This window comes from Paraburkholderia flagellata, from assembly GCF_021390645.1.
Classification (GTDB): domain Bacteria; phylum Pseudomonadota; class Gammaproteobacteria; order Burkholderiales; family Burkholderiaceae; genus Paraburkholderia; species Paraburkholderia flagellata.
Genome location: NZ_JAJEJT010000001.1, coordinates 3141299 through 3155632, shown reverse-complemented (window position 1 = coordinate 3155632; position 14334 = coordinate 3141299). Strand labels below are relative to the sequence as shown.

The window sequence follows — 14334 nt, the reverse complement described above, 5'->3', positions numbered from 1 at the left end:
GCGCACGCCCAAACCATGAACGTCAGCGCATGAACGTCAGCGCGACGGTGCCCGGCCCAATCGGCCGGCCCAGCAGATTCAAGAGGCCCGCCAGATTGTCGCGCTGATCCGGCGTCGCGCTCGCAGTGCCCTGGAACGACGCGGACGCGCGCGAGAACGAGCCGCGCCCCTCGAGCATCAGCGGGCCTTTTTGCGTCGAGAGATCGAGCGTCGACGTCGCTCCTTGTGCCTGCAACACCACCTGATACGTGCCAAGCGGCTTCACAAGCGAAACGCGCGAACTCATGTCGGCGAGCGACACGGTCAGTCGTCCGAACGCATCCGTGCCGAACATGCGCCACGGGCTCCACGCAAGCCGCACCTTGCCGTCCAGATCGAGCGTGTTGAATGGCGCGCCGAGACCCGCGAGCAGCGAGGCCGGCACGGCAATCGTGCCCGCGCTCACGTTCGCGCCGCGCAACGTCGCATCCACCGTGACGGCGTCGGGCATCGCTTCGGTCTGCAGCATTTCCATCCGCACGCGCGCGACGAACAGCGGCCAGAACGCCGTGCGCCAGACAATGCGCCCCGGCAGCAGCGTCGCGCCGCGCGCGTCCTGACCGGCGGCGAGCATCAGCGTGGCGGAGCCGTGCCAGAGCGAGCCTTCCGCATCGATCAGATTCACGTGCCCCTGGGTCGCGCGCCCGAACTGCGGCGCGATCCAAGCCGCGGGCAGGCGGGCGAGCAGCACGACAGCGCTCGACAGCAGGCCCACGATCAGCCAGGGCAACGCGGCGCGCAAGCGCCGCATCCAGTAATTCATTGCTTAGTTCTCCGGCGATTCTCAGTGCGCGCTTCTCAATGCGCGCTTTTTCTTTTTAATGCGTATTCGCCGGTTGCAGCGACGCTGTCAAGTCGACCTGGCCATCGGCCTTCAGCGCGGTGATGTGCGCCTCGACCACCTGCACCTTGAACTGCTTGCGCATGTCGTCGAGCCACGCGGCCCACGCCGGAAACGACGCATTCTTCATCTGCACCTGCACTGTCGTGCCGATCAGCTGAATCTGCGCGCCCGGGAGCGCGTGATCGGCCAGCGAGGCGGTGACTGCGTCCTTGAGCGCCTGGCCGCCCGGCGCCACGCTCGCCGCGGCGCCCGCAAGCGAGCGCGCCTCGTCGGCCTCGGCCGTCATTTGCGCGAGTTCGCGCTGCAAGCCGGGCAGGCTCTCACGCAGGCGCGCGCGGCCGTCGGCGGCGGGCTGCCACAGCACCGACCAGCCGATCGCCAACACAAGCACCGCGCCCCCCCACGTGAGGATCGCCTTTTCGCGCGTCGTGCGCGCTTCCCAGAAGGTCGCCCAAGCCTCGGCCCATGCGCCGCTCATAGCCGTTGTCTTCACGATGCGCTCCTGATGGTCCATTTGCCCGTGCTGGCATCCACCGTGCCCGCAAGGCCGTTGCCCGCGAGGCGTTTCGCGAGATCGGCGTCGACGTTGACGCCTGGCTTGAAGGTCACGTCCAGACGCCGGTCGTGATAGTCGAGTGCCGCGATGCCGTTCGCGGGCACCGGGCCGAGCGAGCGAGCAAGGCCGTCGGAGAGCGCGAGGAAGTCGTCGGGCGAGGGCTCGCCCGCGGCCAGGCGCAACTGCTGCAACTGGCGCGCCATTTGCCCGGCGGGGTCGAGCACGACGGTCGTCTTCGGGAACGCGTTGAGGAGCAGCTCGGTCATCTGCGCGCTGATGGCGTCGCGCTGATGCGCCATCATGAGCCACTGGATATTCGCGCCGACGACCGCGACGACGAGCGACGCGGCCACGAGCACGATCGGCACGCGCAGACGCCGCAGCGTCGCGCGATCGAGCTGCCACGGCTGCGAGGCGAACTCGAACTGGCAGAGGTCGAAGCGGCAGGCGAGCGCGCGCCGCGCGAGTGCCTCGAACGTGAGCGTCTGCGCACCCGGCAACGCGGCGGTCAGCGACGCGCGTGCGGCCGCGCTCGCTGGCTCGCCCGGCAGTTGGGTGAGGACGTAGCCCGAAACCGGCGCGCCGCCGGCGAGCGCCGTGACGGTGGCGGCCACGCTCGCGGCGGGCACGGCGAAGCCGTCGGCGAGCGCGCCGCGCACGATCGCGAGTTCGAGCGCAGCTTCCGCCGTGGCGGCCGCGGGCTCCAGCGCGACGCCGGGCAGTAGCGCGGGAGCAGTGGCGACGACATGGCCCAGCACGCATGCGCTCACGGGTTCGAACGCGGGCGTGGCGGGAGTCGCGGCGCTGGACGTTGCGCCCGGCTCCGCGGGCACGGCAGGCTCAGTCACCTGAGCCTCGTGAGCCGCCTCCACCGCCTGCGCGGCCGGCAGGCAGCGCGCCACCGGCACGGCGCGCAGATTGCGGTGCCCCGCGGCAGTGAAGCCTTCCAGGAGAAAGCGGAACCAGCCTCGATCGATGGCCGCCACGACCTGGCGGCCATCGGCCAGGCGCTTGGGGTCGAGCGCGAGATGGCAGGTCTGCGCATCCTGGATCAGATGATCCTCGACCACGTTCGGCAGCGCCTGACGCAGCCGCGGCCCCCTGAGCGGCGGCACGGTGGCGGCGAGCATGAGCAGGTCGCGCGCGGCGATCAGCAGGATGGTGGTCGACGCCTTCGGCAGCAGCCCCAGCGCCGAACGGCCCGCGCGCTGCGTGTTGCCCGTCTTGTCGAGCAGCACGAACGGCAGTTCCGGCAGTTGCCATTCCTGCGAGTGGACCGCCGGGTCGCGGGGCGGCATGAGAACGATCAGCGTGCTCAAACGCACCTCTTTTCGATGTTGGTCGGGGACGGATTCATGGTTCGTCGCTAACGCGCACGATGCGCGTCGTATGAGTGAGCGGATCGCGCCAGACAAGCGTCGTGCGGTCCACCTCGGCGCGCTCGTGCTGCACGCGCCCATGTACCAGAAAATAACTCGTGTTGACGTCGATCTGCGTGGTGTCGATCGAAACCTGCTTCACGCCCACGCCTTCGAGCGCGAGTTGCACGTCGCCCACGTTGCGGAAAAACACGCTCTGGCGATGCGCGACGAGAGCCTGTGCGTTCGACAGGCTCATGCCCGTCACGACGGACGCAATCACCTCGGCGCTCGCCGTGTTCATGTTCACGGGCGTCACGGTGGGCAGGACCGTCACGAACGGGCGCAGCCGCGCGACGGCGTCGGGCGTGAAGCCGGGCACATCGAGGAGCGAATCGACGCTCGTCATCAGGAGCGGGGCGACGCCACTGTCGTTGTCGGAGTCCGAAAGGCCGGGGTTGTCGGTGTAGTTGCCGCCGCCAGTCGAACCGCCGCCTACGAGCACCTCGGTTTGCGAACCGGTGTTCGTCGTGGCGGTTTGCGTCTGGAAGCGCGTGGCCGAGTAGGCAAGCCCTGAGCGGAGGTACACAGCAGTGTTCTTCGCGAGCGACTGGTCGATGCCGAGAATCTGCAACAGGCGCGCAAACGCCTCGATCTCCGTGACGTTCAACTGCAGCGAGCCCGGCGCGCTGGTTGCCACGAGATCGCGCAGATTGAAGCGCGCCTGAGCGTCTTCTATCGAACCGGAGAGCCAGGTGTCCGCGCCCTGTTGCGAGCGCGCTTCGCCGATCTGGCCGAGAAAGTCGGACAGGCGCGTTCTCGCGAGCGGCACGCCCCACGCGCCGCCAAGATACGTGATGCCCGCCGACGTATCCGCTTCAGAGCGCAGCACGAGGCGCGTCCAGTCGAGCGAGGCGCGCGCGATCCATTGCGCCTGCGCGAGCAACCGCTGATTCTCGATGCGCCGCAACTGCACCTGCTGGCGCCACAACATGCCCGAGACGATGATCGCCGAAAGCGCGACGACAAGCAGCGCGCTGATGATGGCCGCCCCGCGCCGTGTGCGCGTGGAACGGCTGCTTCGTGTGGCTTGCCGGGCGAATGTTCGTTGTGTGCGCAACGTCATTCCCCCACCAGAAACACGCGGGTCACCGGCTGCTCGAGCGAATGCGAACCCACGCTCACCTGTACCCCCGTCACCGCGCGCGGCAGCGGCGCGTTGCCGAGCTGCGGCACCTTGAGATCGTTGTTGTTGCCCGTCACCTGCGAGCGAACGTCCTGCATGTTCGCCGTCCAGCCCGTCTTCGGTACGTACAGGCGCGCGTTGATGACGTCCACGCCGCTCATCATCGGCAACGCGCCCCAGTTGTCGCCTTCGCCGCCGCGCAGCGCGCGCCGCAGCGCCCCGAGATTCGCGAGCGGCGGCGACGCATAGCGCACCACCTGGCCGCCCGACACGCGGTAACGCACCACTTGCAAGCGCGGTGCCGCACCGGGCGGCACCGCGAACGCGCGCACGATCTGCAGTGCGCCGCCGTCGAGCGAGATGGCAACGCCGCCCGCTTCGTCATCGGAGGCGGCTTCGCGCAAGTCGATGCGCATCTGGTCGAACATCTGCGCGAACACGCGTTCTTCCGCCATCGAGCGCGTAATGGTTTCGCGCCCGCGAACGATCTCGTCGAGGCCGCGCCACGAGAGGATCGCCACCACGGCCATGATGGCGATCGCCACGAGCAGCTCGATCAGCGTGAAGCCGCGCGCTGACGAGGCGACGCGCACGCGGTCACAACGAGCGGTTCGTCTCATTGGCGAGCACCGTGACGAGTTGCGCGAGATTGCCGGAGCGGCCGGGTGTCGTCACCGACACCTCCACGCGCCGAAAGACGGGGTTAGGCGTAGCCGCGACATGCTGCATGCAGGTCAGCCGCAGATTCCCCTGCGAGCAGTCGAAGCTGCTCTCGCCGAGGTCCGGCCACGCGTGCACGAGACGCAGTTGTGCAAGCGTGTTGTCCGCACTCCAGCCTGCAAGCAGGCGGTCGTGCAGGTCGGCTTCGCTCGCGGCAAGGCTGCCCACGGCGCGCAGCGAAGCGGCCAGTGCAATCGCGATGATTGCGAGCGCAACCAATACCTCGATCATCGTGAAGCCGCGCTCACGCACCGGGCGGCCCGGGCGATCCACGCGTGCGCAGTGGCCGCGCTTTTCCCCGCGCATCGAGAGCCGCATCTCAGCGCACCTCGAAGCGGCCAGTGCCGGTGCCGACGATCGTCGCGCGGCCGGCTGCCGAAAAGAGTGTGACCTCCACCGGCACGTCCACGGCTTCCGTGCCGAAGATGAGCCGGTTCGCCTGCGTGTCGTCGCCGCCGGGGTAGGTGATCGCCACGCCTGTCACGCCGCCTTCCCATTGGCGCGGTCCGAGCAGATCGTCGCGCAGCGGACGCCAGCCGTCTTCCGTATGGACATCGAAGCGGAACCCGCCCGCGAGCGGCTGCCATGCAATGGGCCGCGCCCGCACCTGTGCCTCGTCGCCCGCTGATTCGAACAGGAGCGCGAGCCGCTGCGCTTCTTCGTTCAGGTCGGTGCGCGGGTTGCGCGTGAGCGTGAGCGAAGCGAGCGAGATGAGAATCCCCGCGATCAGCAGCACTACGAGCATTTCGAGCAGCGTGAAGCCCGCCGCGCGCGAGCGCACGCCCGCGCGTGAGGCGCGCGAGGTCCGCGAAAAACGGCGGTCCCGGCAAAGGGGAAGGCGGCTCGATTGCATGGATGCGGCGTGGCGGGTGACTTACTGCCAGGATCCGATATCGGCGTCGTTACCTTCGCCGCCGGGTTTGCCGTCGGCGCCATAGCTGAAAACGTCGATCTCGCCGTGCACGCCCGGGTTCAGGTACTGGTACGGATTGCCCCACGGGTCATTGGGCAAGCGCTCCAGATAGCCGCCGTCCTTCCAGTTGTTCGGCACGGGGTCGGTGGTCGGCTTTTGCACGAGCGCCTGCAGCCCCTGGTCCTGGGCCGGATAGCGGCCGTTGTCGAGGCGATAGAGCTTCATCGCCTGCATGATCGTGCCGATGTCCTGGTGCGCGGCGACGCGGCGTGCTTCATCGGGACGGCTCATGATCTTCGGCACGATCAACGCGGCCAGAATGCCAAGAATCGCGATCACGACCATGATTTCGATGAGCGTGAAGCCGCGTTGGCGGCGCGCGCGCGTGACTTCAATTTCGGCACGGCGTTTGGCCCATATGGACATGAGTTCTTTCCTCTCTCGCTAGATATGGTTGCGGTGCACGTTTGTGCGCCGCGCTTCGTCCCGCTTGCTATCGAACCCGCCGCTTGAATCGGCCAGGTCCTCGCACGCATGACGGGTCATTGTAATGTCACACGATGACGCCTTTCCGACGCCTTGCAGGCATGGCGAACCCGTACATCAAAAATTTCATAAACCTTCGTACAATGAGCGCATGAACCCACTGCAAATCCGCCTTCTTTCCCTCGCCGCGTTTGCGGTGTTCTGCGCCACGGCCACGTGGTGGACGATCACCCTCGCTACGAACCGCGCGGCGCCGGTGCAGGCTGCCGCCGCCCAGCCGCCTGTATCGCTCGACCAGGCCGGCACGCTGTTCGGTGGCAGGCTCGAACGCAACCCCGTGCAGGACATTCATCTGTTCGGCATCCTCTCGCTCGCGCAAGGCGCCGCGGCTATCGTGAGCGTCGGCGGCGAACCGGCGAGAGCCATTTCGCTCGGCGGCCCGATCGACCAGAACTCAAAACTCTTCGAAGTGCGCCCCCGCTCGATCGTCATCGACCGACACGGCGTGCACTCCGAAATCTTCCTGCCGCCCAACGCAGCCGGTCCCACCATCTACGTGCGCTGAGTTCCGCGCGCCCGGCTCACTGCCGCCCGCCTCGCGCAGTTTCGTACGCCTTACTGCACGAGGTTGTTCAACTCGATGATCGGCAGCATCACCGCGAGCACGATCACGAGCACCACGCCCCCCATCGCCAGAATCAGGAGCGGTTCAAGCAGGCTCGTGAGGAACATCGTGCGCCGCTCCAGTTCGCGCGCTTCGCCTTCGGCTGCGCGGTCGAGCATGGTCGTCACGTCGCCGGTCGCTTCGCCGGATCGGATCAGGTGCACGAGCACCGGCGGAAACGTCTTCGTATTGCCCAGCGCGCGCGAAAGCGACGTGCCTTCGCGCACACGCACGATCGCATCGTCGATGTTCGTGCGCATCGCCTTGTTCGAAAGCGTTTCGCCCGCCGCCTGCAGCGCGCGCAGGATCGGCACGCCCGCCGCGGAGAGAATGCCGAGCGTGCTCGCGAAGCGCACGGTGTTGTAGCCGCGCACGAGCTTGCCCGCGAGCGGCGCGGTGAGCATCCAGCGGTCGAACGCGAGACGCGGGCCGGGCCTGCGCAAGGTCGCGCGCACGATCCACGCCACCACGGCCACGGCGATCAGCACCGCCCACCACCACTGCCGCACGAATCCCGAAAGCGCCATCATCACGATGGTGAGCAAAGGCAGTTGCTGCTTGGTGCTCGCAAACACGTTCACCACTTGAGGCACCACGTAGCTCAGCAGGAACGTGACGATGCCGAACGCGATGATCGTGACGATCGTCGGGTACGTGAAGGCAAGCACGATCTTCTGCTTGAGCGCGTTGCGCTGCTCGATGTAGTCGGCCAGACGCGAAAGCACGATGCCGAGCTTGCCGGTGTGTTCGCCCGCGGCCACGAGCGCGCGATAGATGTCCGGGAAGTCGCGCGGATGCTGCTCGAGCGCGCTGGCAAGCGAATGGCCGCCGAGCACCTCGGCGCGAATTGCCGCCATCAGCTCCCTGATGTAGTCGCGCTCGGACTGCTCGGTGAGCACCGCAAGCGCCTCGCCGAGCGGCAATCCCGCTACCAGCAGACTGGCGAGCTGACGCGTGAGGATGGCCTGCTCGCGCTGCGAGAGCTTGCGCCCGATCGCGAGCCGCTGCGCTCGTGCGCCGCGCGTGCGGCTCGCGGCGGGTTCGACCACGAGCGGCGTAAGGCCCTGGCCACGCAGCAGTGCTCGCGCGCCGCGCGCACTGTCCGCATCGAGCACGCCTTTCTGCGCTTTGCCCGTGGCGTCGATGGCTTCGAAGCGAAATGCCGGCATGTTGCTGATCGCCCTCGCTTTTATTGAGCGTCCATCTTGTGGTTCATCGTGCGGCCCATCACGCGCCGCCCGTCACGCGCAGCACTTCTTCGAGCGAAGTCCTGCCTGCATCGATCCAGCGGTCGCCGTCTTCGCGCAGCGTGCGCATACCTTGCGTCCGGCCGGCCTCGAAGATCTCTGCATCGGCGGCATTGCGGTGGATGAGCGCGCGAATCGGCTCGTCGATGAGCAGCAGTTCGTATACGCCGCGCCGCCCCGAGTAGCCCGAATGACCGCAACGCTCACACCCCACCGGATGCCAGCGCTTTCTGCCGTCGTCTTCCACGCGCTCTTCCTTGCACACTGGGCAGAGCTGGCGCACGAGACGCTGCGCGAGCACGCCGAGCAGGGACGAGGCGAGCAGATACGGCTCGACACCCATGTCGGTCAGACGCGTCACCGCCGAAGCGGCGTCGTTGGTATGCAGCGTGGCGAGCACGAGGTGGCCCGTGAGCGAGGCCTGCACGGCGATCTGCGCGGTTTCGAGGTCGCGGATTTCGCCGATCATAATGATGTCCGGGTCCTGACGCAGGATCGAGCGCAACGCGCGCGCGAACGTCATGCCGATGCGCTCGTTCACCTGGGTCTGCCCGATGCCCGAGAGGTCATACTCGATCGGGTCTTCCACGGTCATGATGTTGGTCGTGGCCGTTTCGAGCCGCGACATCGACGCGTAGAGCGTGGTCGTCTTGCCCGAGCCCGTCGGGCCGGTCACGAGCACGATGCCGTGCGGCTTCGCGATCAGCTGGTCGAACTTGCCGAGCGTGTCGCCGGCCATGCCGAGCGCTTCGAGGTTCAGGCGCTGCGCATCTTTTTCCAGCAGACGCAGCACCGCGCGTTCGCCGTGGCCCGTGGGCAGCGTGGAGACGCGCACGTCCACCGGTCGCCCGCCCACGCGCAGCGTGATGCGGCCGTCCTGCGGCAGGCGTTTCTCGGCGATGTCGAGCTGCGCCATGATCTTGATCCGCGAGATGAGCGCGCCGTGCAGCGCCTTCTTCGGGCGCACGACGTCGCGCAGCGTGCCGTCCACGCGAAAGCGCACCACCGAGGCATTCTCGAACGGCTCGATGTGGATGTCCGATGCCTGCTCGCGCGCGGCCTGCGTGAGGAGCGCGTTGATCATGCGGATGATCGGCGCGTCGTCTTCGGACTCCAGCAGATCTTCCACTTCGGGAATGTCCTGCATGAGGCGCGAGAGATCGACTTCGCCCTCCACTTCGCCCACCACCTGCGCGGCGCTACCGTCCTGGCGCGCGTAAGCCTGGTTGATGGCCTGCGCGAGTTCGTCAGCCGGCACGCGCACGAGCGCGAACGCGCCGAAGTTGCGCGCGACCTCGGCGATGGCAGCCTGCGACGTGCGCTCGCTGATCCACACTTCGAGGCCTTCGGCGCGCTGGTGGGCCACGAGAATCTGGCCGCTGCGCGCAAAGCCGTACGGCACGAGGCGAGCGGCGAGCGGCGAGGGCGGCTCGCGGTCCGCGCCGCTCGTGGCCGCGGGCGCGTGAGGCGTGCTCACGGCTGCACCCGCGTCGTGGTGGGCGACGCCTGTTGCACCGGCGTGGTTTGCACGGGCTCGGCGGGCTGCATCTGCACGGCGCTTGCCGGGGCCGCGGGCTGCACGCCCAACGCCTGTTGACGCCGCATCTGGTCGAGATCGAACAGGTTCAGCGCCGATCCGCCCTGGCTCGGGCCGAGCGGCATCGGCGGCACGACCGGATCGTCCCTATCCTTGATCAGGTTGTTGTCGGACTTGTATGCGCCCGTCACGCCCTGGATATAGTCGTAGCGATTCGACGTGACCGCTTGCGCCGTGTCGCGGTCGCTAATGATCACCGGACGCAGGAACACCATCAGGTTCGTCTTCTCGCGCGTCTTGTTTTCCGAGCGGAACAGCTGGCCGATCCACGGAATGTCGCCGAGCAGCGGCACCTTGCTGTTGGCGACCTGGTAGTTGTCCTGCATCAGGCCGCCGAGCACTATGATCTCGCCGTTGTCGGCCAGCACGGTCGACTGGATCGAACGCTTGGTGAACTCGGGGCCGGCCGGATTGGTCGTCGCGTTGGTCGTGCCTGTCACGATCGCCGAGTCTTCCGTGTACAGCTGCAGCTTCAGGATGCCGCCGTCGGTGATCTGCGGCTTGATGTGCAGCGTCAAGCCTACGTCCACACGGTCGTAGGTGTTGAACGCCGTGCTCGCCGTGCCGCTCGTGAGGTTCGAATACGAACCCGTCTGGATCGGCACGTTCGTACCGACGACGATCTTCGCTTCCTGGTTGTCGAGCGTGATGAGGTTAGGCGTGGACAGCACGTTGGCGTCGGCCGTTTGCGAGAGCGCCTGCAGCAATGCGCCAAGCCCCTGCACGCCGAAGATGTTCTTGATCCAGCCCACATTCAGGCCCTGCTGGAGGCTGGAAGCGCCGAGCGCGTTGGCGAGGCCGCCGGTACTGGCGGCCGCCGCCGCTGCCGCCGTCAGGTTGACGATGCTGTTGCCGCTGCCGGTGGCCAGATTGGTGCCCGCGTACACATTGCCGCTCGCGACCTGCCACTGAATGCCCAGATTCGCGTTGGTGGTCGAGTTCAGCTCAACGATCAGCGCTTCGATGTAGACCTGCGCGCGGCGCGCATCGAGCTGGTTGATCACGGCGCGCAGGTTGCGGTAGACCGCGTCCGGTGCCGTGATGATCAGCGAGTTGGTCGCCGCGTCTGCCTGGATCATGCCGCCCGGCTGGTTGTCGTCGCCCTTGTCCTTGTCGCCGCCGAGGAACGGTGCTTCGTTGCTGCCGCCGCCGCCGCTGCCGTATGAACTGCCGCCGCCCAGCCCACTGCCCGACGACGTGCCGCCGCCGAGCGAACTCGACGGCAGCGGCGGCGTGCCGGAGGTGCCGGTCGACGTGCTGCCGCCGCCGCTGTTGCCGCTCTGGTTGAAGCCGTTCGCGTTACCCGACGACGACGTGTCGTTGCCGCCCTTGCCGAGCATGCCGCGCAGCGTCTTGGCGAGCTGCGTGGCGTCGGCGTTGCGCAGCGGGACGACGTGAATGTTGCCCGGCATGCTGGTCGGCGCGTCGAGCTGCTTCGAGAGCTGGACTGCCGATGCGAGGCGCTGCGCGTTCGAGGCGCGCAGCATCAGCGAGTTGGTGCGCGGGTCCGCGATGACCGAAACCTTCAGCGACGGGTCCGAGGCGCCGATTGCGCCCGGGTCGAGCATCTTCGCGATTTGCGGCGCGATGTCGAGCGCATTGGCGTTGTGCAGCGACACCACCTGCACCTGCTGGCCGGCGGCCGAGTCGACACCCGCAATGATCGAGGCGATGCGGCGGACGTTGTCCGCATAGTCGGTGACGATGAGCGTGTTGTTGGCCGGGTAGGCGGCAATGGTGTTGTTCGGCGAGATGAGCGGGCGCAGCACCGGCAGCAGGTTGTTCGCCGACTCGTGCCTGAGCGTGAACACCTGGGTCACCACCTGGTCGCCGCGCGCGGTCGGCGCATTGCCGACATAGGTGGGCACGCCCTGCAGCTTGGCGTCGGCCTCCGGCACGACCTTCAGTACACCGTGATCCTGCACGAGCGCGAAGCCTTGCATGCGCAGCGCCGACTGCAGCGTCTTGAGCGCCTGATCCTCCGGTACGGGGTTCTCGGAGACGAGATTGAGCTGCCCCTTCACGCGGGGATCGACGATGATCGTTTTGCCAGTGGCGGCGCCAATTGCCTTCGCCACCTGGTCGATGTCGGCGTTGACGAAATTGAGCGTGACCTGCGCATAGGCAAGCTGTGCCGTAATGAGTCCGCTCACGAGCAGCGCCGTGGCGACGCGACGCAAAGCCATACGATTTCTTCTCATGGGTGTCTTATCGAAGCCAGCGGCAGACGCGCGCGGCTATTCGTCCTCGACGTACGGCTGTGGGGCCGCCTCGCCTGTGCTTTTCTGACTGGTGCCGGCGCCGGCTCTCCTCAGCCCGGACGTCCGTTAGTCAACAAAAGATGGAACAGTAGCAGTTTTTCATGTCGAATTTGTCACAAAAAATGGGTCTCCGGGGAATTCTTCTAATCCCCGAGCCGCGCCAGCCAACATTCCCAAGCTATTTGTAAGCATGCGGGCACCTTGTCCGGGCGGCTAGCTTGACGCTTCATCGGTGACCGGTATCATACGAGCGGCCCGAACGATGGCCAACGCACTTTTGGGCCTTATTTATGTGGGAATTCCCGCATTGCTCGCCAGAAAACGAGCCTTCCAGCGAGAGATTGCGTCATCCTGCAGGCTAAGCCGTTCGCTTCTTTGCTTGTCTTTTCGTTTGCCCTTTCGTTTGCCTTTTTGTCAGCTTCCGCACGAGTCGTCATGCAAAACATCTGGTCCGCTACGCTTGCCGCCGCCGTGGTGCTCGTCACCGCGAGCGCCAGCACGCTCGCGCACGCAGACTGTTTCGACGAGGCCGCGCGCTACCAGAAGGTCAATCCACTGATCCTGCGCGCCATCGCCTGGCAGGAGTCGCACAACCGGCCCGACGCAGTGCACAGGAATGCGAACGGTTCGATCGACTATGGCGTCATGCAGATCAATTCCGTGCATCTGCCCGTGCTTTCGCAGTACGGCATCTCGCAAAGCACGCTCATGGAGCCGTGCAAGAACGTCTATATCGCCGCGTGGCATCTACGCCAGCAGATGAACAAGTACGGCAACACGTGGGCGGCCGTCGGCGCTTACCATTCCGAAACGCCAACACTGCGCGACCAGTACGCGCATCAAATCGCCGACATTCTGCGCAAGTGGCATCTCATGCAGTAGCGCTTTAGCGCGACCTGCGTGCTCGCGCCCTGAAAGCGGCGGCACGTGTACCCGGCGCCTCGCGCGTGCATGGTGCAAAATGCTGGCTGGCGCCGCTCCCTTACGAGGATTTCGATCCTTTCGCGCGGCGCACCTCCCGACTCACTTTCTGCACCACAACTGCGATGAACCAGCCGCCACTGCCCGTCACCGTGCTCTCGGGTTTTCTGGGCGCGGGCAAGACCACGCTGCTCAACCATATCCTTTCTAACCGCGCGGGCCTGCGCGTGGCGGTGATCGTCAACGACCTCGCCTCGGTGAACATCGACGCCGCGCTCGTGCGCGACGCCTCGGCGCTCTCGCGCGTGGAAGAACGCGTGGTCGAAATGTCGAACGGCTGCATTTGCTGCACGCTGCGCGACGACCTGCTCACCGAAATCCAGCGCCTGGCCGACCCGGCGCGCGCCGGCCAACGCTTCGACGCCATCGTGATCGAATCGACCGGCGTGGCCGAGCCCATGCCAATCGCGGAAACCTTCACGTTCGCGGGCGAAGACGGCGTCGCACTCGACGAGTTCGCGCGCCTTGACACAATGGTCACGGTCGTCGACGCATTCAACTTCCTGCGCGACTACGCGAGCCCCGACCAGCTCGCGCAGCGGGGCGTGGCGGCGAGCGAAGAAGACGACCGCGCGATTGTGGAACTGCTCGTCGATCAGGTCGAGTTCTGCGACGTGCTCGTGCTCAACAAGGCTGACCTCGTGAGCGACGACGAACTCGCGCGCCTGCAGCACATTCTCGCGCGCATCAATCCGCGCGCCGTGCAGGTGGTGAGCCGCTTCGGCGATGTACCGTTCGAGGAAGTGATCAATACCGGGCGTTTCGATTTCGATGCGGCTTCGAGCGCGCCGGGCTGGCTCGCGTCGCTGCACGAGCATGACCATTGCGACGACCCGGCGCATTGCCACGATCCGGCACATACGCATGCGCCGCGCAGCGAAGCCGATGAATACGGCATCGGCAACTTCGTTTATCGCGCTCGACGTCCGTTTCATCCCGAGCGCTTCTGGGCGCTGCTCAACCAGGAGTGGAAGGGCGTACTGCGCTCGAAGGGCTTCTTCTGGCTCGCTACGCGCAACGACGTGACGGGCACGCTCTCGCAGGCAGGCGGTGTATGCCGTCATGGTCCCGCTGGCACGTGGTGGGCGGCGCTACCGCGCGAGGAATGGCCGCAGGACGCCGAACTCGAAAAGGAAATCGCAGCCGACTGGCAGGGCGATCTCGATGACCCCAGCGTCGGCGACCGTCGCCAGGAACTGGTGATGATCGGTGTGGATCTCGACCGCGACACCTGGCGCTCGAAGCTCGACGCATGCCTGCTCACCGACGCGGAGTACGCGGCAGGCCCCGAAGCGTGGCTGAACTACGCCGACCCGTTCCCGTCGTGGGAGCTGGACGACGACGACCACGATCATGATCACGGCGATCACGGTGAAATCGTCCATCGTCCTTAGTCGTCCCGAGTCGCCAGTGCAACACGCTCGATGAACAACGGCGCCGCAAAATGCGGCGCCGTTTGCTTTTTCGCCAGCGCTGCATGAA

At 66.5% G+C, this 14334-nt stretch carries 14 protein-coding genes; 3 read left to right on the top strand and 11 right to left on the bottom strand.

Features of this window, described 5'->3' with window-relative positions:
- Positions 1 to 22: 22 nt before the first annotated feature.
- From L0U83_RS14215 to gspG, 8 genes are read right to left on the bottom strand one after another with little or no spacing between them, the layout of a single operon-like run.
- Positions 23 to 802: a type II secretion system protein N gene (locus tag L0U83_RS14215; protein ID WP_233883544.1), complete on the bottom strand. Its 780-nt coding sequence runs from the start codon at positions 800 to 802 to the stop codon at positions 23 to 25.
- A 55-nt stretch (positions 803 to 857) separates the two neighbouring features.
- Complete coding sequence (locus L0U83_RS14210; RefSeq protein ID WP_233883542.1) at positions 858 to 1397, bottom strand: type II secretion system protein M; 540 nt, start codon at positions 1395 to 1397, stop codon at positions 858 to 860.
- A complete protein-coding gene (gene gspL / locus L0U83_RS14205) occupies positions 1373 to 2758 on the bottom strand; it encodes a type II secretion system protein GspL (RefSeq protein WP_233883540.1) in 1386 nt (461 codons plus the stop codon). The genes L0U83_RS14210 and gspL overlap by 25 nt, the downstream gene beginning before the upstream one ends.
- 34 nt (positions 2759 to 2792) lie before the next feature.
- Entirely contained in the window at positions 2793 to 3923 is a 1131-nt protein-coding gene (gene gspK, locus L0U83_RS14200) for a type II secretion system minor pseudopilin GspK (RefSeq protein ID WP_233883535.1), read from the bottom strand.
- On the bottom strand, positions 3920 to 4603 hold the full coding sequence (locus L0U83_RS14195) for a PulJ/GspJ family protein (protein ID WP_233883533.1): 684 nt from the start codon (positions 4601 to 4603) through the stop codon (positions 3920 to 3922). Before L0U83_RS14195 ends, gspK begins: the two co-directional genes overlap by 4 nt.
- Positions 4581 to 5009: a type II secretion system minor pseudopilin GspI gene (gspI, locus tag L0U83_RS14190; RefSeq protein ID WP_267939361.1), complete on the bottom strand. Its 429-nt coding sequence runs from the start codon at positions 5007 to 5009 to the stop codon at positions 4581 to 4583. The genes L0U83_RS14195 and gspI overlap by 23 nt, the downstream gene beginning before the upstream one ends.
- A 13-nt stretch (positions 5010 to 5022) precedes the next feature.
- Complete coding sequence (locus L0U83_RS14185; protein ID WP_233883531.1) at positions 5023 to 5556, bottom strand: GspH/FimT family pseudopilin; 534 nt, start codon at positions 5554 to 5556, stop codon at positions 5023 to 5025.
- A 21-nt stretch (positions 5557 to 5577) separates the two neighbouring features.
- Positions 5578 to 6042, bottom strand: a complete 465-nt coding sequence (gene gspG, locus L0U83_RS14180) for a type II secretion system major pseudopilin GspG (RefSeq protein ID WP_233883529.1) — start codon at positions 6040 to 6042, stop codon at positions 5578 to 5580.
- Between the two features lie 211 nt (positions 6043 to 6253).
- On the opposite strand from gspG, the gene L0U83_RS14175 reads away from it, so the two are divergent.
- A complete protein-coding gene (locus L0U83_RS14175; protein ID WP_233883527.1) occupies positions 6254 to 6667 on the top strand; it encodes a general secretion pathway protein GspC in 414 nt (137 codons plus the stop codon).
- Positions 6668 to 6717: 50 nt separating this feature from the next.
- On the opposite strand, the gene gspF is transcribed toward L0U83_RS14175, so the two are convergent.
- From gspF to gspD, 3 genes are read right to left on the bottom strand one after another with little or no spacing between them, the layout of a single operon-like run.
- Positions 6718 to 7935, bottom strand: coding sequence for a type II secretion system inner membrane protein GspF (gspF, locus tag L0U83_RS14170; RefSeq protein ID WP_233883525.1), 1218 nt, complete (start codon positions 7933 to 7935; stop codon positions 6718 to 6720).
- Between the two features lie 58 nt (positions 7936 to 7993).
- Positions 7994 to 9490: a type II secretion system ATPase GspE gene (gene gspE, locus L0U83_RS14165; protein WP_308445037.1), complete on the bottom strand. Its 1497-nt coding sequence runs from the start codon at positions 9488 to 9490 to the stop codon at positions 7994 to 7996.
- Positions 9487 to 11796 (bottom strand): type II secretion system secretin GspD, encoded by a 2310-nt coding sequence (gene gspD / locus L0U83_RS14160; protein WP_233883523.1) that lies wholly within the window; start codon positions 11794 to 11796, stop codon positions 9487 to 9489. The genes gspE and gspD overlap by 4 nt, the downstream gene beginning before the upstream one ends.
- A 510-nt stretch (positions 11797 to 12306) precedes the next feature.
- Here gspD and L0U83_RS14155 point away from each other — a divergent pair.
- Both L0U83_RS14155 and L0U83_RS14150 read left to right on the top strand, forming a co-directional pair.
- Positions 12307 to 12753 (top strand): lytic transglycosylase domain-containing protein, encoded by a 447-nt coding sequence (locus tag L0U83_RS14155; RefSeq protein WP_233883515.1) that lies wholly within the window; start codon positions 12307 to 12309, stop codon positions 12751 to 12753.
- 164 nt (positions 12754 to 12917) lie between these two features.
- The gene (locus L0U83_RS14150; RefSeq protein ID WP_233883513.1) at positions 12918 to 14246 is read left to right on the top strand and encodes a GTP-binding protein; all 1329 of its coding nucleotides are present in this window, start codon (positions 12918 to 12920) and stop codon (positions 14244 to 14246) included.
- Positions 14247 to 14334: the final 88 nt, after the last annotated feature.